Origin of the sequence: Arsenophonus apicola (assembly GCF_020268605.1) — a bacterium.
Lineage (GTDB): Bacteria > Pseudomonadota > Gammaproteobacteria > Enterobacterales > Enterobacteriaceae > Arsenophonus > Arsenophonus apicola.
The window spans coordinates 1-17,821 of sequence record NZ_CP084226.1 but is presented as its reverse complement, the minus strand read 5'-3'; the positions used below and the strand labels follow the sequence as shown (position 1 = coordinate 17,821).

Annotated in this window: 23 protein-coding genes and 1 pseudogene; 17 read left to right on the top strand and 7 right to left on the bottom strand. The window is 42.7% G+C overall.

The window, feature by feature from the left end; genetic code table 11:
* Positions 1-8 precede the first annotated feature (8 nt).
* The 3 genes from LDL57_RS17030 to LDL57_RS17020 all read right to left on the bottom strand — a co-directional run bounded on the left by LDL57_RS17030 (position 9) and on the right by LDL57_RS17020 (position 1,174).
* Entirely contained in the window at positions 9-347 is a 339-nt protein-coding gene (locus tag LDL57_RS17030) for a cupredoxin domain-containing protein (RefSeq protein WP_225507943.1), read from the bottom strand.
* A gap of 85 nt (positions 348-432) precedes the next feature.
* Positions 433-990 (bottom strand): iron transporter, encoded by a 558-nt coding sequence (locus LDL57_RS17025; RefSeq protein WP_225507941.1) that lies wholly within the window; start codon positions 988-990, stop codon positions 433-435.
* Positions 991-1,006: 16 nt separating this feature from the next.
* Positions 1,007-1,174 carry a hypothetical protein gene (locus tag LDL57_RS17020; RefSeq protein WP_225507939.1) on the bottom strand — a complete coding sequence of 56 codons (168 nt, stop codon included), beginning with the start codon at positions 1,172-1,174 and terminating at the stop codon, positions 1,007-1,009.
* Between the two features lie 158 nt (positions 1,175-1,332).
* On the opposite strand from LDL57_RS17020, the gene LDL57_RS17015 reads away from it, so the two are divergent.
* The 4 genes from LDL57_RS17015 (at position 1,333) to LDL57_RS17000 (ending at position 5,404) form a co-directional block, all read left to right on the top strand.
* Positions 1,333-1,767, top strand: a complete 435-nt coding sequence (locus tag LDL57_RS17015) for a lytic transglycosylase domain-containing protein (RefSeq protein ID WP_225507955.1) — start codon at positions 1,333-1,335, stop codon at positions 1,765-1,767.
* A 146-nt stretch (positions 1,768-1,913) separates the two neighbouring features.
* Positions 1,914-2,429: a prepilin peptidase gene (locus LDL57_RS17010; RefSeq protein ID WP_225507729.1), complete on the top strand. Its 516-nt coding sequence runs from the start codon at positions 1,914-1,916 to the stop codon at positions 2,427-2,429.
* Positions 2,430-2,486: 57 nt separating this feature from the next.
* Positions 2,487-5,147 (top strand): pyocin-S2/colicin E7-DNase domain-containing protein, encoded by a 2,661-nt coding sequence (locus tag LDL57_RS17005; RefSeq protein ID WP_225507937.1) that lies wholly within the window; start codon positions 2,487-2,489, stop codon positions 5,145-5,147.
* A complete protein-coding gene (locus tag LDL57_RS17000) occupies positions 5,147-5,404 on the top strand; it encodes a bacteriocin immunity protein (protein WP_225507935.1) in 258 nt (85 codons plus the stop codon). Before LDL57_RS17005 ends, LDL57_RS17000 begins: the two co-directional genes overlap by 1 nt.
* 132 nt (positions 5,405-5,536) lie before the next feature.
* Here the strand turns inward: LDL57_RS17000 and LDL57_RS16995 are convergent.
* The 3 genes and pseudogenes from LDL57_RS16995 to LDL57_RS16985 form a co-directional block, all read right to left on the bottom strand.
* Positions 5,537-5,635, bottom strand: a pseudogene (locus tag LDL57_RS16995) (helix-turn-helix domain-containing protein); the annotation flags it as partial.
* Between the two features lie 42 nt (positions 5,636-5,677).
* Positions 5,678-6,202: a GNAT family N-acetyltransferase gene (locus tag LDL57_RS16990; RefSeq protein ID WP_225507760.1), complete on the bottom strand. Its 525-nt coding sequence runs from the start codon at positions 6,200-6,202 to the stop codon at positions 5,678-5,680.
* Positions 6,199-6,477 (bottom strand): type II toxin-antitoxin system TacA family antitoxin, encoded by a 279-nt coding sequence (locus tag LDL57_RS16985; RefSeq protein WP_225507762.1) that lies wholly within the window; start codon positions 6,475-6,477, stop codon positions 6,199-6,201. Before LDL57_RS16985 ends, LDL57_RS16990 begins: the two co-directional genes overlap by 4 nt.
* Positions 6,478-6,864: 387 nt before the next feature.
* On the opposite strand from LDL57_RS16985, the gene pilV reads away from it, so the two are divergent.
* Positions 6,865-8,124, top strand: coding sequence for a shufflon system plasmid conjugative transfer pilus tip adhesin PilV (pilV, locus tag LDL57_RS16980; protein WP_225507933.1), 1,260 nt, complete (start codon positions 6,865-6,867; stop codon positions 8,122-8,124).
* 6 nt (positions 8,125-8,130) lie between these two features.
* Here pilV and LDL57_RS16975 read toward each other — a convergent pair whose 3' ends face one another.
* Positions 8,131-8,658, bottom strand: coding sequence for a lipocalin family protein (locus LDL57_RS16975; RefSeq protein WP_180559725.1), 528 nt, complete (start codon positions 8,656-8,658; stop codon positions 8,131-8,133).
* Positions 8,659-8,735: 77 nt separating this feature from the next.
* Here LDL57_RS16975 and LDL57_RS16970 point away from each other — a divergent pair, with 77 nt between their 5' ends.
* The 12 genes from LDL57_RS16970 to traM all read left to right on the top strand — a co-directional run bounded on the left by LDL57_RS16970 (position 8,736) and on the right by traM (position 17,725).
* Positions 8,736-9,047 carry a TrbM/KikA/MpfK family conjugal transfer protein gene (locus LDL57_RS16970; protein WP_180559739.1) on the top strand — a complete coding sequence of 104 codons (312 nt, stop codon included), beginning with the start codon at positions 8,736-8,738 and terminating at the stop codon, positions 9,045-9,047.
* A gap of 80 nt (positions 9,048-9,127) precedes the next feature.
* The gene (locus LDL57_RS16965) at positions 9,128-9,409 is read left to right on the top strand and encodes a hypothetical protein (protein WP_225507931.1); all 282 of its coding nucleotides are present in this window, start codon (positions 9,128-9,130) and stop codon (positions 9,407-9,409) included.
* A gap of 20 nt (positions 9,410-9,429) precedes the next feature.
* Positions 9,430-9,645, top strand: a complete 216-nt coding sequence (locus LDL57_RS18265; protein WP_255653935.1) for a DUF6012 family protein — start codon at positions 9,430-9,432, stop codon at positions 9,643-9,645.
* Positions 9,646-9,659: 14 nt separating this feature from the next.
* Complete coding sequence (locus LDL57_RS18260; RefSeq protein WP_375141971.1) at positions 9,660-9,995, top strand: DUF6012 family protein; 336 nt, start codon at positions 9,660-9,662, stop codon at positions 9,993-9,995.
* Positions 9,996-10,368: 373 nt separating this feature from the next.
* Positions 10,369-12,537, top strand: a complete 2,169-nt coding sequence (locus tag LDL57_RS16955) for a type IA DNA topoisomerase (RefSeq protein ID WP_225507930.1) — start codon at positions 10,369-10,371, stop codon at positions 12,535-12,537.
* 82 nt (positions 12,538-12,619) lie between these two features.
* Positions 12,620-12,964, top strand: coding sequence for a plasmid mobilization protein (locus LDL57_RS16950; RefSeq protein ID WP_180558369.1), 345 nt, complete (start codon positions 12,620-12,622; stop codon positions 12,962-12,964).
* A gap of 986 nt (positions 12,965-13,950) precedes the next feature.
* Positions 13,951-14,289, top strand: a complete 339-nt coding sequence (locus LDL57_RS16945; protein ID WP_375141966.1) for a hypothetical protein — start codon at positions 13,951-13,953, stop codon at positions 14,287-14,289.
* Positions 14,290-14,818: 529 nt separating this feature from the next.
* Positions 14,819-15,373, top strand: coding sequence for an LPD7 domain-containing protein (locus LDL57_RS16935; RefSeq protein ID WP_310740202.1), 555 nt, complete (start codon positions 14,819-14,821; stop codon positions 15,371-15,373).
* 13 nt (positions 15,374-15,386) lie between these two features.
* Positions 15,387-15,698, top strand: a complete 312-nt coding sequence (locus LDL57_RS16930; RefSeq protein ID WP_225507926.1) for a hypothetical protein — start codon at positions 15,387-15,389, stop codon at positions 15,696-15,698.
* Positions 15,699-16,023: 325 nt separating this feature from the next.
* A complete protein-coding gene (locus LDL57_RS16925; protein ID WP_180558371.1) occupies positions 16,024-16,395 on the top strand; it encodes a hypothetical protein in 372 nt (123 codons plus the stop codon).
* Between the two features lie 2 nt (positions 16,396-16,397).
* Positions 16,398-17,174 carry a nucleotide-binding protein gene (locus LDL57_RS16920; protein WP_225507772.1) on the top strand — a complete coding sequence of 259 codons (777 nt, stop codon included), beginning with the start codon at positions 16,398-16,400 and terminating at the stop codon, positions 17,172-17,174.
* A gap of 32 nt (positions 17,175-17,206) precedes the next feature.
* Complete coding sequence (gene traM / locus LDL57_RS16915; protein ID WP_225507924.1) at positions 17,207-17,725, top strand: conjugal transfer transcriptional regulator TraM; 519 nt, start codon at positions 17,207-17,209, stop codon at positions 17,723-17,725.
* The last annotated feature ends 96 nt before the right edge of the window (positions 17,726-17,821 follow it).

Sequence of the window (17,821 nt, the reverse complement as noted above, 5' to 3'; positions counted from 1 at the left end):
TACTTATCCTATTCTATAGCAGTTATCTCACCTTTTGGGAAAGAGAGGTGAAAATCATCAAAAAAGGTATAAGTACCAGGTTTAAGGGGTGCAATTACCAAGACTGAACTTGCCCCTGGCGCTAACACTTTTTCTTTACGCAATTGAACACTTTCAAATTCAGAGGGTTCAGTCCCTGTATTGGTTATTTTGATCCGAATAATTGTTCTTGACGGCACTTTTAACATGCGAGGAATTAGATCACCATTTTTCATTTCTAATTCAACAGTAAATTTTTCAGCAGCAAAAACGCGGGTCGGTGGTAATACATAAAAGACCAATAAGAAAAAACTTAATAGTGTTTTCATTATATTAACTTAAATAATTAATCAGCAGAAAGAGTTTTTTTGTGGTATATAACCTGTCGAATCGATTAAAACTTATTTTTTAGTATTAATAACTACCTTTACGACCTATACCCGCATATTGAAAATCCCACGAAACTTCAAACGGTTTAAACCAAGGCGCCACTCCAGTTTCTTTATCGATATGACGACCAAATGTGACTTGTTTATTGTAAGAAGGTGAGTAAATTCTGTAGGTAACACGATATTTACCGGGGCCATATAATTTGATATTTTCACCGTAGTGTGGACCATCACTAGCCACCATTGGCATAAATATTCCTGATTGCGATTGTTGTTTCACACCGAGTTTAGTAATAGTATATTCTATACTTAGATAAGGAATCCAATCACCTTCAGCAAAACCATTTGGGTTCTCTTCAACGGCGTGGATATCTGCTTCTAAATGAATATCAGCTTTGTCTGCAGAGAGGTGAGACATAGCATGATTTACTTTCGGTGTGTCCATAGTGATAGGTTGAAGATAAACACCTTGAATTTCCATCCCTTCTTTGATAATAGGCTTACCAAGAGGGTATTCTTGAGAAAATATCTTTATAGAAAACAGCAAAAATCCTAAGATAACCGTGTAATAAACGGGTTTCATTCTTATCTCCATACTATTATTTATCATTAATGTTAATAATAATCATTATTATTAATGATGTCCAAGCTAAATTTACTTGACCACTACAGATGGCAACAAAACTCAGTAGCAGCACACTGTTAAACGAGGTCTCTATCTCTGGCAGCAACAATGTTGGCGTGGTGACCGCAGAGAAAGCCGCCACCCAGTGCAAACCCGATAATGGCTCAAACGGCGTCAATACCCTTATTTTTAAATCGAATAATTAACGCAATCTTCCTCTTTTAAACTTTTTAACGCCTTTTAATGCAGAAGGGGTGGGGTTACTTTTTCTGCATTCAGGGAGTAGATATCGTGAAAATGATGACCTTTTGGCTTGCAATATGTTTAAGCAGGACGGCACAGGCATTTTGTTTTAATGAAGCAGGCGCGTTATATCAAATTGACCCAAAACTGCTCAAGGTGATTGCCCAGCAGGAAAGCAGTCTGTCTGCGAAAGCTGTCAATCACAATCGCGACAAGCAGGGACGTGTATTGAGCGTGGATTACGGGCTAATGCAGGTGAATTCGGTGCATATCCCAAAGCTTAAAAAGCTGGGCATCATCACAGACTATCAGGATTTGCTCAGCAAACCTTGTCTTAACGTGAAAATTGGCGCGTGGATACTGGCACAACATCTTCAACGATGTGGGGTTAACTGGCACTGTCTTGGCTCATACAATGCCGGCTTTCACCCACGAAGCCAACACAAACGTCTACGCTATGCAAAATTGATTTACCAAAGGTACGTTCAGTGATGCCATTCCTTCTTTTAAGTATTTTCCTGCAGGGCGCCGCCGTTGTCACCGCAAAACACTTTCTCGACAAATATCAGGAGCAACCCCTTTCAACCCTCGGTAATTTCCTTCCGGTGATAGGGGGTGTTTTTACGCTACTGTCTTTTATGTCTGCACTCGGTTGTCCCACTATAACGCATACCCTGTTTTCGTTAATATTTTACGCGTTTTTGGCCTTATTTTTCTATCTGGATGCGGCGAGTCGTTGTCTACCTCGCTGTTTCACGCTGGCGTTTGGGTTAATCGGCATCAGCTTTCGTTTTCTGTTATACCAAGAGACTGTATTACTCGCCCTACTGTCGGCGTTAAGTGTTTTTGGTATGCTGTGGGGACTGCGAACCCTTACTTTTCGTCAAGATGGCCACGCAAAGTTTGGCTTGGGTGATATCTACCTGATGGCGGGATTGGGGGTGTGGCTTTCCTTGACTATTGTCCTTTGGGTCATTATAGGCGCCGTCTTTTTGGCAGGGTTTGTTTTACTGGTTAGAAGATTAAGGTATCCAAAACGGTGGCAGCAGGATGACGACTTTCGCTACCTTCCCTTTGCTCCGTTTTTGTGTTCAGTGGTCGCGTTTTATGCGCTAAATAGCGATGTTACTTTAAATTACTGGTTCTTCCTGTAAAACTTGTGTTATAAGATTTTTATTATGTTTCTCAAAGCAGTAACAGATTAAATAATAATGAAAATAACCCACACGCCGATTAGTTATCCATCCTATTTAAATGAAGACAAAAACAAAACAGAAAAGGATGAGAATAATCCTGCTAACACCCCCTCATCTTATGAAGTAGCCCCAGAAAAATCCGATGAAGAAAGCAGAGGGAATACCGGGTTTCAGCCTGATTATTTATTGCATCAGCAGCGGCAAAAAGAAAGAATACTCAGTACAGTCGATAATCAGAAAAAAAGAGTAAAACGGGGGGCGGATGACGTTATCGTGGTAAGGGCATCGCCGGTAACCCCCTTAAATCCGTTAAGCGGTTTTTCCAGTCTGGAAAATTTATATCCAACATTTGGTAATCCCGCGTTTGATTATGCTATAAAACAAGAAGCTTTCATGAAGGGGAAGTTAAATGAAGAAGAAAATCATGCCCGCACTTTACTTAAAAAGTCTAATTCATTAGCCATCATCGGTAACTCAGCTCAAATAGCACCGGTTTTGTCTTCTGCTGGTGCCGGCAGTTTGGTATTGACCAACCCTTCAGGCGTTTCGTTACTCAACCAATTTACTAATGCGATAAATACGCTTAACGCATCGGCTTCTCGTCTGTTATCAAGTGCAGCAGCTAACCTTGCGCCATTAAGTGCGGCAGCGGACACTGCCGCGATGGCGGTATCAAGAGGGTTTGTGGTAGCCTCTATTCTTTATCCACCTAAAGCGGGAGAAGGCAGTGATTTAGCACAAGGCAAAACCCTTGACCAGTTCCTCTCTCTTTCTATCCCTGCAAAAACAATTGGCCTTAACGATAAACAACAACTTCACCAGGCCACCACCACCGGTGAAATCGCCTTACCGGTAAGGGGTCGTCTTGTGATGTCCAATGATAAGGTTGAGGTGATGGCAGTGAGACCGCAGAATGCTACCCCGGTTAAAGTCATCTCAGCGGTAAAAGATGCTGCCAGCGGATTATATGTTCATTCTCTGCCAAAGACGAATGCCCAATCCGCAAGCATTCAGGTTGTGACCGCGCCCTCTATAACATCTTCACTGGAGGGGCAGCCACCTTTAGTATCTTCCTTACCTCGGACGCCCGTTTCTGTTCGCTCACCGTTTTCAGACGCCACCCAAATTTCTGCATCAGGCGCCATCCCTTTTCAGGATGCTATTTTAGTTTATCCAGAAGCAGCAAACATGGAGCCGGTGTATGTTATGTATGGCGCGCGCAGTCAAAACACTATCGAGCAGGCGCAAAAAGGATTAGCAATTGCCAATCAGTCGCTCGCGACCCTTAACAGACAATATCAAACTGAACTTGCGGCGCTAAACAAACTTAAAGCAACACCAGAAGGTAGGACGTTATCTAATCCCGCAAAATACCCATTAACCTATCAACAATCATCCCAACAGCTTTCAAAGACACAGCGAATAATTGCCATTAAAGATAAATCTCTCGTTGATATTTTGCTTGGAAAAGGAATAAGCGCCTACTCCACTGAGGTAATGAAAAGAGAAAACAGTAAAGCTTCATTTAACAACGTGCCGGGGATTGTTATTACCAAAGATGCTTATGAAAATCTCGGACGACGTTTATTGGATACTAATAAAAAAATAAGCCAACAGACAACAAGACTGCAAACGTTCACAACCTCCAGACAGCAGGCGCAAGCACGTATAACGGCTGCTGAAGCTAAACTTAAAAATGAGTTAAACCAACTTTTAACCGCGAATCAAGGCATAAAGTCCCCCAATAACCCGTATTATCCGCCGCCGGCCACACAATTACTGACCGATTATTTAGGTTTACAGGCAAGCCCTGCTAAAACCCCACTTGATGATGGCGTGAGTCAAAAACCCCGCTGGACAAATACCACAGGGGATACGATTTATGAGTGGAACTCCCTTAACGGCAGCCTGGAAACCTATAAGCCGGGTCATTGGGAAACAGAAATAGGCAAGGGTGGCAAGGAGGCGCGGGTCTGGGTAGTAGAAAGCGTTATTAACCCCGCCACCGGACTGTATGGTATTACCTTACCTGATGAACAGGGCAACCAGGGAAGAACAATATTAATCAGCCCCATTAACGCCCCAGGTACTCAAGGACTGGGACCATTACTGCACCCTGAAAAACAACAGGTGGTAATACTTAACACCGGTAACAACCAACCTGTCAAAACCCCCATTGTCAGGGTTTATCCTAATCTCATTCCGCCTGATGTCGAAACACCGGTCACCGTGCCTCCCCTTGAAAACGGTTATCAACCCCTTTATGTGATGTTTAATAACCCTCGCTACCTGCCTGGAGTGGTGACAGGTAACGGAAAGGCAATAACTGGAATTTGGTTAGATAAAGCAGGAGACGAACTTGGCGCGCCAATACCTAGCCAGATAGCTGATAAATTAAGAGGTAAAGAATTTGCCAGTTTCGATCAGTTCCGTAAGACTTTTTGGCAAGAGGTAGCTAAAGATCCGGAGTTGAGTGGGCAGTTTATAAAAGGTAACCGAGATAGAATGCAAGTAGGTAAGGCTCCAAAATCAAGAAAAAAAGATACTGTTGGGGAAAGAAGTTCTTTTGAACTTCATCATATAAAATATATAAAAGATAATGGGGCTGTTTACGATATAGATAATCTTAGAGTGATAACACCTAAACAACATATCAATATTCATAGAGGAAAATAATGAAAGATAGTATTAGTGATTACACTGAAGCTGAATTTTTGGAGTTCATAAGGGATATTTATAAAGAAAATATGGCAGAAACAGACGATAAATTAGATTTACTACTGAGTCATTTTGAAAAAATAACTGAACATCCTGATGGTTCGGATTTAATATATTATGCCAAATCGGACTTAGAAAGTACTCCTGAAGCTATTACAAGAATAATTAAAGAATGGCGGGCTCAAAACGGTAAACCAGGGTTCAAGCCTGAATAAAGACAATAGGATTAAAATCCTATAACCCAGTTATAAACATAAATTTACCTTTTCCTTGTAATAAAGAAGAGGTTTGTTAGTTCTAATTGGGATCGCCTCAGAATTCGGAAAATATAGCACACTAAGACTATTTTAAAATAGCAGATATTTTTTGGCTTTAACTCGCAGAATTGTTTGCCGTGTGGTTTTGAATTCCAGTGCAATAGAACTTATGCTCACACCCTCCTTAATTGGGTTCTACGCCGGAGCCCCAAATAGGGGATTTCTTGTAGTTTAAAGTTTCCCTGCGGCACTCAGCGCTGCATGGAGCGTTTTAAATGGTAACATTAAGGTTGACTTGGCATCCAATAATGGAATGGCTCCATAACTGGCATACCACTGTGCAACACGTTCATTTTTGGCATCAATCACTAAGGCAACTCCACCAACCTGAGTAGCAACCAATAAGCACCTTCTTCCAGCGGCCAGCAATAGCTGACCGCCTAGCCCGAGCCCCTGAACTGAAAAGTCTACAGCTAGACGACCAAGTCGAAAGACTGGCACATCATGTCGAGCCAGACCGCGTTTAATCACCTCAGGGACATCCTCATAAGCAATGGAAGCTGGACTTAGGCAGTAGTAGCCCAATATTTTTTCATTGTGTTCGTTAACAGCAAGATAGGTTTTTGCTCCACCTTTTTCATGATTTTGCCTGGCGTGACGATATAGAAACTGATTCAACACCTCATTTCCACAGTTGAAATCACCCCGATTATGTTTTTTTCCTATTGGCTCCTCGTGCCAGATTGGCAGGGTCATGATTTTTTAGGTAAGGCAAATGCTGCAGCCATCAATTTGTCATTAGGTGCCGGAGGATTATCTAAAAGTTCCATAACATGCAAACTGTCTCTTCTGGTCAGATTCAGCCGCTCATTTTCATCGATAATCTTCCGTGCCACTGACAGCACATTGCGGAGTACAAACTCAGTCAAGTTGGTGTGTTGTAAAGCCGCTGCACGTATTAACAACGATTTTTCTTCTGAGGCTATACGTAACGACATACGATCATTATTTTCAACAGGTATTTGAGGCATAGTTAAACCCTCCTTTTTGTGCACTTTAAAAGTGTACATTAAGGTATGTGTGTTTTCAAGGTTTTATGTCAGCGCTGGATTTCCGTATTTTTTCTGGATGAACAGAGAAAGTGCCCAAAAATAACCCTTTTGGCCCCAAAATCGCGTGAACTTGAATAACGGTCAATTGTTAACAAAATGTTATATTCAAAAATTGTATTTTTCCGATGAGAAAACGTGTCTTTTTAAGCCTTTCGCGGTAATTTTTGCCTGAAAGCTAAAATCCAAGTGCCGATAACCACCATTATGTTAAATAGCATCCTATTTTAGCAAATTAAGTGTTGCCGCCTTCCTACCTCCTTTAAGTCCACTTTAAAAAACGATTCGTTATAATTACGAGGAACACCTATGTCAAAAATACATCAAAACAGAATAAAAGAAATCGACCGAGGATTTATCGCGTTGGAAGTTCTCGGCGTCCTGGTGATTATGGCCTTGCTCGCGTTGTGGGGTGCTGAAAAATACAGCGAATTTCTGGAAGAACAGGAGTGGATAGTTTCCGCTCGCCATTTCAGCGAGTTTAATGAAGCTGCGAAGCACTATATCGCTGACCATTATGATGAACTGTTAACACAACCAAAATCTACGCTTAATAATGCCCTGCTCATTAAAAAAGGATATCTCCAGAAAGGTTTTTCCGACAAAAACCCCTTTGGTCAACAATACGTCACTGGGATTGTCAGAAACAACCAGAAAAGACCTCCCGCCTTGCAGGCATTAACCTGTAGTGTTAATGGTGAAAATCTAACCGAAAAAGGGATGCGCCGTATCGCCGCTCAAATTAACGGTATGGGTGGGTTTGTGGATGAAAGAAACCTCGCCATCGGGGCTTACGGTGGCTGGATAAGCCAGCCAAAGGATTTTGGCCTTGATTGTCGATTTGGACATATTGCCATAGCCCTATCGTCAGAAATATTGGGTAGCGTGTTGCAGGAAAGCGACCGGCTGTATCGTTTTCAGGTAAAGCACAAGCCTGAGTTAAACCGTATGCACACCCATATCGATATGGGTGGTAACAATCTTAATAATGCCAATGCTGTTAATGCCAAAGAAGGGGTTTTTAGTAAAACCGTCACCGCAAACGGGGATATAAAAAGTCAGGGTGGCTGGCTGGTCACGCAGGATAATAAAGGTTGGATAAATACCAAACATGGGGGCGGATTTTATATGACGGATAAAGAGTGGATACGCGCTGTCAACAACAAAAGTATTTATACTGGAGGACAGTTAAAAGGCGGTACGGTTCGCGCAGAGGGCCGCTTATCAACCGGAGATTTTTTACAGCTCGAGAAAGTCGTCGTTGAAGGTTCGTCCTGTCCAACCAGTGGATTAGTGAGTCGGGATGCTAAAGGGGCAGTTCTTTCCTGTCAAACCGGCAGGTGGACCAAAACGACTGGACTGGGTCCTGTTTCCTATCATAAAACCAATTCAGGTGCTAAAAATATTGGCTCACACGAGTTCTGTGCGATTGCTGGATTTAACTTGCCGGGGCAATATTTTAGCAATGTCGCCTGTCATGTGAAACCAGATGAGCATAAAAACTGGATTTTATCGGGTAGCCCGCCGAGTTTTGTGCACTTCCAATGTGAAGCAATTTGCATTAATTAAAAAATTCTACGCATCCTGATTCACCCATATCAATTTATCAACGGGGAAATTAAGTTCTCTGGCAAGATTTAGCAAAGACTCCGTTTCCGCCGTCTCGAGCCTGGGTGTGCGTGAAAGCAGCCATAAATAGTTTCGACTTGGTCCTGCCACCAAGGCATAACGATATTCTGGATGGAGCGCTATCACATGGTAGCCACCATAGAACGGCCAGAAGAAAGAAACTTTCAGTGACCCCTTTTTCGGGGAACCTATAAATTTTGCTTTACCTATACTTTTTCGCCATTGATGCAGCTCGGGCAAAAATCCCCGATTAATGACTTTCACGCTCCCGTCGGGATTAAGCATGTAATTGGCGGTAACCCGTTCTAAGCCACGCTCAAAACGATTGTCTAGTCGGGCAATTTCGTACCAGAGCCCGAGATATTGATTCAAATCAAAATTTTCTACAGCTTTTACACCCTTTGGCGCCGACACGCTACAAGACAGAGATAGCAAAGAAGATATTAGTAAATAGAGATTTCTCAATATTTTCATGTCTCGTCATCCTTATAAGCATTTTGCATCAAATACGCAATCAGCGTAATTCAAACAAACCAAATAGGAAAGTTGTTATGAAAAAAACCTTTTTATCGGCTGCATGGCTATTACTTGCAGCCAGTTACCCCCTTTCTGCCCAGGAAAAAATTGATTCTGATGACCCGTGTACCGTTGTGTTGTGTATGTACGGAAAATTACAAGGTAACAATCAAAGTGAATGCAATGGCGCTGTGCGTAAATTTTTTTCACTTAAAAAATTTGGTCGGCATGGTTTTCGTCCATGGAAAACTTTTGTTAAACGGCGAGATTTTCTTGGCGGATGTCCAACAGCAGATCCGGCTGTTGTCAGCGACATCATGAAACAATTTGGCAAAATGAGAGGTTGAAAAATGAATGGAAAATTCAGTAAATCCGATAAAGAACGCTTTAATACCCGGATTGGCAGGAAGTTATCCTATGGGACTATTTGAAAACAGATAAAGTGATAGCAGATATTGGCGCAGAAATTACAGTAAAAGATCCTGATTTGTACGACCGCATCAGTAATTATGTACTTTTGCATGGAGAGGATTTGCAAGGCATGTTCAAAGATGAGAAGTACCTGTATATGTCCTGCTTTATTCGTGATGTGCGCGCTTTCAGAAATGAATTTGAGTTAGAAGAACGCCTAAAGCCTCTCTTTAGTCTCGGCAAAGGAGATGCTGATGAATTTGTGATTAGCTTTCCATCGAAATTGAATCCAGCCTAACTATGATAAGGATGATTGAAATGCTACTACATCTTTCGCCACGGTATTACTTACGCTACAGTGATGTGCAACTTGATTTGATTGATGTATCTGTACCCGAATTAAACCTCACATTAAAGGGTGGCGTTGATATTGTTGCCCGTACACCCTACCCAAATAAATGTTATCAAATTGCTTGCCGGAAAAAAGGGCGTAAGGCTATTAACGGTATTTTTATTGAAACCGATAAAAACTAACCAATTTCACCCAAATAACCCGATGGGCGGTTAACGGAGAAATTGCTACCCACAAAATACACTTTCATATTCTTGACTCAGATTTTGATGCTATCACTTCTGAAATCATGATGTGGAATGCATTTTATGACACCCCGTTTTTATCACGAAAAAGCGAAATCCATGAAAACTGGCTACCTGCAACTAATCAACCGCGCATGTTGCCGATTCTTGAAAATAAGAAAGAAAGTCAACGAGAACAACAGCGGCTAATTTATAATTTGGTTAGTGATGACGGTTTTATCAATGAAAGAACTGAATTCTTTCCAATACCCACAATTGAATCTCAACGCATTACAGTACCTTTTTAAGGGAATCAACGATTCCCTTCTCCTGATGATGCGTTCATCGCAAATGTTGCGCCTTATGAATATACGCTGAAACCCACGAGCACCGCGATATCCGAGATAGAAGCTCTGCCTGTAGCGTTGATGAAAAATCAATTAAAAAACAAAACGATAATGTTAATCATGTTCTTAATGAAATTAATCAACGAGCACCTTATTTCTTCACCAACACCAATGATTTGCTCAATAAAGCTAGGTTATTTTCAACCACGTATTTAACGAGCAATGAAAATGATTTGCGCTTTATTGACGACGAACTGACACAAAGATTTTTCTCCCTTGATTTTATCGAAAATGAAAATCAAGAAATCCAACAAACCAAATAAGAGAGAAAAAAATGAACCTATATATAGCAGAAAAGCCCGCTGTGGCGAAGGATATTGCCAAAGCGCTAGGGGGCAATTTCCAGAAAAAAGACGGCTATCTTGAGTCCGCCGATAATGTTGTGACTTGGTGCTATGGGCATTTGCTTAAATCCATTGAGCCAGAAGCGTATAATTCCACTTATGCGCAGTGGAAAGCCGAAGATTTACCCTTGCAGCTTTACCCGCTGCGCTATGAGCCGATAGCCGGCAAGGAAGGGCATACCCAAACGGTGATTAACCTCATCAAAAGGGCAGATGTGATTGTCCACGCAGGCGATCCAGACGATGAGGGGCAATTGCTGGTCGAAGAGTTACTTGAGTACGCTGGGAATCAAAAACCCGTTAAACGTTTGCTGATTAACGATAACACCGACGCTGCCGTTAAAAAGGCGCTAGCCCAACTGAAAGACAATCACCAGTTTAAAGGGGTTTACCGCAAAGCTTTAGCCCGCGCTGCGGGCGATTTGATTTACGGCTTGAGCATGACGCGCGCCTATACCATCGAGGGACGCAAAAACGGATATCGGGGTGTCTTGTCGGTAGGACGGGTACAAACGCCCATTTTAGGGCTGATAGTGCGCCGCTACCTCGCCAATCAGTCGCACACGCCAAGCTTTTACTACTCACTGGTTGGTGATTTTCTGGTGAACGGTCAACAATTTTCAGCCAACTGGAAGGTCAACGAAAATGCGCCTCAGGACGACAAGAAGCGTCTTACCAGTAAACGTTATGCTGATGACCTCGCCGCAAGATTGCGCTGCAAGGATGCCGATATAAAGGCCGCTGGCGTACAGGAGAAAGAAACCTCGCCGCCACTTCCGTTCAATCTGGTGAGATTGCAGCAGACAATGAACCGTCAGCACAAAATGACAGCCGCAAAAACACTGGAAATCACCCAGCAGCTACGAGAGAAATACAAAGCCATCACCTATAACCGTTCTGATTGTTCCTATCTGTCTGATGAGCAGTTTAATGAAGCGCCACAGGTGCTTGAGGCGCTGCAAGGCATTAGCGATTTTAACGGACTTTCACTTGTCACGAGCCAGAAAAGCAAGGCGTTTGACAGTGGCAAGGTCACGGCACATACCGCGATTATCCCGACCGCCAATGTACTGGTATTAACCGCCCTCAGTGAGCATGAACGGCTGGTTTATCTGGCTATCGCGCAACATTATCTCGTGCAGTTCATGCACAACAAGCGTTATCTGGAAGCCTCAGTTGTCGTTGAGGTTGACGGTGAAACCTTTAGCGCACGCGCAACAAAAACGGTGGATGCCGGATTTAGCGCCTTTCTCAAAGGTGACGCGTCTGACGTCAGCGATGAGGTGATGCCGGACAGCGCATTTGAGGTGCTACAGGCATTACGCACGGGACAACGGGGTAATTGTGACGCCGTCACGGTGAATGAGAAGAAAACCACACCACCGCCATTATTCACCGAAGCCACACTACTGGCAGCGCTGGTGCGGGTAGCGGATTTTGTTGAAGATGAAAAAATCAAAAAACTGCTAAAAGACAAGGATAAAGACAAAAAGGATGAGCACGGCGGCATTGGAACACCAGCCACCCGTTCGGATATGCTGGAAAAACTGAAAAACCGTCAGTTCATCCGTGAAGAAAAAGGCAAACTGCTTCCCACAGAAACTGGCGTGGCCTTTTTCCGTGCACTACCAGAGTCAGCAACCTTGCCCGATATGACCGCACTCTGGTCAGCACAACAAAGCGATATCGAGCAGGGTAATCAAACCGTTGATGAGTTTGTTAATGCACTATTCGACGACTTGCGCCAACTCGTCAATACAGTCAGCGTGGGTGAAATCAAAGGTGAAGTAAAACCCAACAGCGGACAGGTAGAAAGATTAACCACACCCTGCCCCAATTGCGGTAAGGATATTGTGGTGCGTCCCAAACTGTTTGCCTGTACGGGTTGTGACTTTAAAATCTGGGGTACAGTAGCAGAAAAAAAGCTCACCGCTAAACAGGTTGAAACCCTGATTCAGAAAGGGAAAACGGGCATAATTAAAGGTTTTAAAAGCAAAGCAGGGAAAACCTTTGATGCGATGTTGATTTTGCAAGATAAACCCACCGGAAAAGTGGGATTTGAATTTAACCGCACTGTTCCCTGTCGGAAAAGATTTTAAGTTGTTTTCTAATTAAAAAATCCCTTCCTCATCCTTTATTTTCCCTCGCGATTTTTTTGCCTCATTTTCAAAGGATGCTGTTATGTCCAAATTAAAAGATAAAGTGGTCGCTTTTCGTCTGTCTCAGGAAGATTTTGCGCATTTTGAGGAGAAATTGCTCAAATCTCAGATGACAAAATCGGCTTTTTTTCGTGAAGTATTTCTACAGGCTAACGTGAATCTCACCGTGCAATCTTTACCGTCAAAGGAATTACGACACCTCACGTTCCTCTACAACAAAGCCAGCAACAACCTGAATCAAATCGCCCATCAGGTCAATATTGCTCATCTCACCCAAAAAGTCTCTGAACGCCTTTACCGTCAGGTGAATAACGGGCTGATTGATATCAGGGAACTGCTGTTATCAGGGGTGCACGATGTTAATTAGAGTAAAAGGTTACAACGATGGCGGTAAGGAATATCTTGAAGAAGGCAAAAAAAACGGGCGGGATTTGACGCGCGAGGAATTGGATGATCGCGTTATTCTTTATGGGGATCTGGATTTAACGCAAATGATTTATCGCCAGATCCCCGATAAGGGGCAGGAACGTTACGTCTCTTTTACTCTTTCTTTTCGTGAAGAATATGTGGCTAATGAAACTTTACTCGCCATCACACAAGAGTTTAAAGATTTTCTGATGTACGCCTATGAAGAAGAAGAATACAATTTTTATGCCGAGGCGCATATTCCGAAAATCAAATTTTTGCCCGACCAAAAGACCGGCAAAATGATTGAAAGAAAGCCGCATATTCATATTCTGGTTCCCCGAAAAAATCTGTTATCCGGCAGGGAAATGAATCCTAGTGGATGGTGTGATTCCCATGTTTCCTATTTTGAAGCCTTTCAGGAATACATTAACCAGAAATACCAGCTTCAATCCCCACGTGAACATGTGCGCATCAATCCTACCAATGCCGCGGAGGTGCTATCGCGTTACAAAGGTGATGATTTTCTGAGTAAAAACCGCGATTTTAAAAAGAGACTCGTCACTGAGATTGTCGATAAAGCGATACATACCCGCCACGATTTTTATAACCTGGTTGCTGATTATGGCGACACGCGCATTCGCAATAAAGGCAAAGAGAACGAATACATTGCCGTTAAATTGCCAGGGGATACCAAGTTTACCAATTTAAAAGAAACCATCTTCCAGGATGATTTTATTGTCCGTCGCGAACTGAAAAAAACCTCACTGGATAAACAGGTTATCCAGGAGCGGTTAATGTGCTGGCCACAGCGCGCGAAAGAAATCAAATATGTCAGTAAAGCCTCATCCAAATTCATCAAACTTTACCAGTCTGCCACGCCGGCAGAGAAACGATTATTACTGGCGAAACGGCAAATTGACTTTTACGAAAAATATAGGGGGCAGCATGAGTTACACCCTGCCAAACGGCAAAACGATCACCAGCGAAGTCTTGCTGAAACTCAAACAGGATGCATTACCGCATTTGCCGATGGCCTGCAAAGTGTGTCCGGCGGCCATGTGGCAGCTCACCGGCACGGTCTCACAGCCGAGCATACGGTGTTTTTGCCGGGTGATGCACACTTTCACGTGGGACAGTCAACATCAGGACGAAGTGCTGGATTGCGATCTGATTTATCAGGGGCAGGAAGGAGAAGAAAATATACCGATGCAGACTGGTTTACCCGCATTCCTAGTCTCACCGAATCCCTCGAGCGAGCCGGATATCGAATCAGGGCAGGAATAGGAGGCGTCGACGCCGTCTCGCTGACACTTCCCCCTTATGCCCTAAATTGTCATGCAGTCGCCACCTTTGAACAGATACAACAGCGTGGCGAGCGTCTGTTCCAGCAGAAAAATGGTCAGAAAAAATCAACAGTGGTTTCATCTGTTCGTCGGGTTATGCCAAAAACAAACAAAAATGCTTCCCATGTCGCCGCCTATTTTTTACGTCGCGCAACAGAAAACCGGATTGAACCGGCTCATCGTTACGCAATCCATGCCATCGACAATCAATTTTTCACTGTTCGGCGGACCATCATGCGGGATGCGCGTTTAACGCGCAAAGAAAAAAGTCAATTCCTGTCAGTATTAACATTCGAACGCCTGAAAGCGCATCATGCCATCAGGCACCCTAATCTACCTTTTGAAATGGAGAAACCCGATATGAACAGTAAAACTGTTCGTCAATTAATTCCCTCATCCCGTACGCCGGATAATTCAATTAGCGGCGCTGTACCTGATGACAGGGCCATGCCGGCGAAATCGCGCTTTGAATTGTTTATTCGGCATTTACAGGCGCAATTAGAGAGAAAAGCGCAGATAATGAGAAACGCACAATCTCGGCGTTCGATCTTTACACCAAGCGAGCAAAGCTAAGTAAAAACGTACATTTTCTGGATAAAAAAACCGATCTCACCCTGTTTGTTGATACGGGTAATGCCATCACGGTGAGAAAAGCCGCCATGACCGATTCAGCACTCATGGTTGCCCTGACACTTGCCAAAGAAAAGTTTGGCAGCACCTTAACGATTAAGGGGAGTCAGAAATTTAAAGACCAAATAATTGAGGTGGTAGCTAAAAACAATCTGGATATTCATTTCACGGACAAGGGGATGAATCAGCAACTGGCAGCCAGAAAAGCAGAACTGGCGATTGAAAAAACAGGTCAACGGATTGAGCGGCCAAACAATACTGCTGATACAGAAAAAACAACGCCCGAGAATCAAAAAGCAGCGTCAGATGAGCCAGAAAAGGCAACACAATCAGACTCAACAGACAAGCTGAATGTTTTGAAGGCTATCTGGTTGAACACGGCGCAGCCCCTTTAAATTTAAACCCGACATGAGCAAACCGGAAGAAAAACGCAATGACAGTTATTTTGTTAAATTGCAACTTGATGATGGCAGCGTCAAGACCTTGTGGGGTGTTGGGCTGGAAGATGCCGTTGCGGGCCTTGAAACGAATGAGCCAATTCGGCTTGAAGATAAAGGCGTTACCCCGGTTAAGTGGACAGAAACGCAAGCCGATGGCAAGTCGGTGAACAAATCCGGTGAACGCCGCATTTGGCAAGCCACTCCTATCGATAGACACCATGAAAATGAAACCGAAACACCGCAATCGGACGCCGATTATGACGGGCCAGAGGTGGCCTGATCGTCGCCATTTTTCTGACAGAAAAATTAACTAGATTTTGTCTGGGGTTTCAAAGGGGACCCTTTGGCACGGTCGATTTTACAGTGGGCTTTCGCCCATTGTAAACATCGGTGACGTGCCTCTGGTTTCTTACTACAAGACATGAAGTTAGCAGATAAACAGCATTTATATAGCTAAATAATAGCAATAAGAACCGTTTTGATAGCAAAATATCACCAACTATTTACCATTAAGATAGCAATAAAATAGCGTATGGTTAGCAATTAATCGATGGCACTGACGTTTTCATGCCTATAATACTTAAATTGATTAAGTACGAGGTGGAATGATGACAAAAGATGAACTGGTAGAGAAAGTAAAACCGTTTGCCGTTGAGATGGTCAATACGCTCGCAAGTAAGCAGCATGTCTTTAATAAATATTTATCTACCATTATCGATTGCAAAAATGAGGGCGTCCCCAACAAATTAATCGTTGATGCAATCAATCTGCATTTAAATCAGAATACAAAAATAACCCTTCAATATTTTAAAAATCTTCTCTTCCGTTCTGGTTACAAAAAACACCCAAAATCTCCATTGATTAAGGATGAAATATCAAATAAAAATCCCAAAAGATTTGGAAATTTCCAAATACCGGAAGAGAAAACCTTTAAGCACAATCCGCAATCAGATAACGAACTTTTCACAAAGGAATAATAATGAACACAAAAGCTGAAAAAATGACAAATGAAAAAACCGACACCCTTGACAATCATTCGATTCATTTTGTTCTACAAGGAAAAGGCGGTATCGGAAAATCATTGATATCGTCTTCACTGTCGCAATATTTCAAATCAAAATTTGGCGCGGTAAAACCCTTTGATACCGACCAGGAAAATACAACCCTGCTTCATTACAAATCGCTTGAGGTTGAACACATCCCCTTAATGAACCAGTCGAGAGTGATCGACGCAAAAAATTTCGATGTGTTGATGGAAAAACTGATTGGATCCGATGAATGCTGTGTGATTGATAATGGTGCAAATACCTTTTCACCCCTTCTTGCTTATTTAATTGAAAATGACGGTTTTGAGATACTGCGAGAGAGCGGGAAAAAAGTCTATATTCATACCGTGATTGGGGGTGGCGACACATTGGTTGATACCGCGACTGGCTTCAATTCGATTGCAGAAGGGGTAACCAATACGCCGATTATTTTGTGGCTTAACGAACACTTCGGCGCGTTATCATTACCCACCGGTGAAAAACTCGAAGAATTGAAAGTCTACAAAAAGAATGAAAACCGGTTAGCGGGAATTATTGTTCTACACCATAGAAATCATCAAACCTTTGGGGATGATATCAAACGCATGAATGCCAATCGGTTGACGCTCACCGAAGTATTACAATCCCCAACATTTAGTCTGATGGAAAAACAACGGTTAAAAACAGTATTTAATGCTATTTTCCACCAACTCGATACCATCAACTGGTAGTTTGTTAAGAACATAAAATAGCAGGCAAAAAAATGAATGATGAACAGCGACAAAAAATAGCCATCAAAATCTATGAGTCCACGGGCGTGATGTATGACAAAAACGATCCGGTTTTTGCACTCGCGTTAATTAACGCTGAAATCAACAAAATGCTCATCTCGGATTTAGAGGATAAACACCAATGTTTAATTAACGCAATTGAAGAATTGCCGACAAAGATTGAAGCCTCATTGGAAAAGTTGATTGTCGGATTAGAAGAGGCAGAAAAAAGTTATACAGAAATTAACGTTAAGCACCGAAATATACTCAACAATCAACTGGATGAAGCCAAACTTGAGATCCGCTGCGCGATAAAAAATGAAATAACAGGTGGGATATCTGAAGCCATCAGTCATGCCAAAAAGCAACTCAATCAACTGGGAAATCAGGTAGAAGATGTTTCGACAAACTGCAGTTTTGTTAACGACAAAAGTTGGGTAGCTATTATCATCACGTCGACCGCACTCATTATTTCAATCTGTTTCAATGCGATTGCTTACATTTTTAGATAACTTTGCCATCACCGGCATTAACCATTTTTAAATTCCGCTTCCTCAACGATATTGTTCGCTGCTCGCAAGCTGCGCTGCGCCTCAATATCGTCTGTG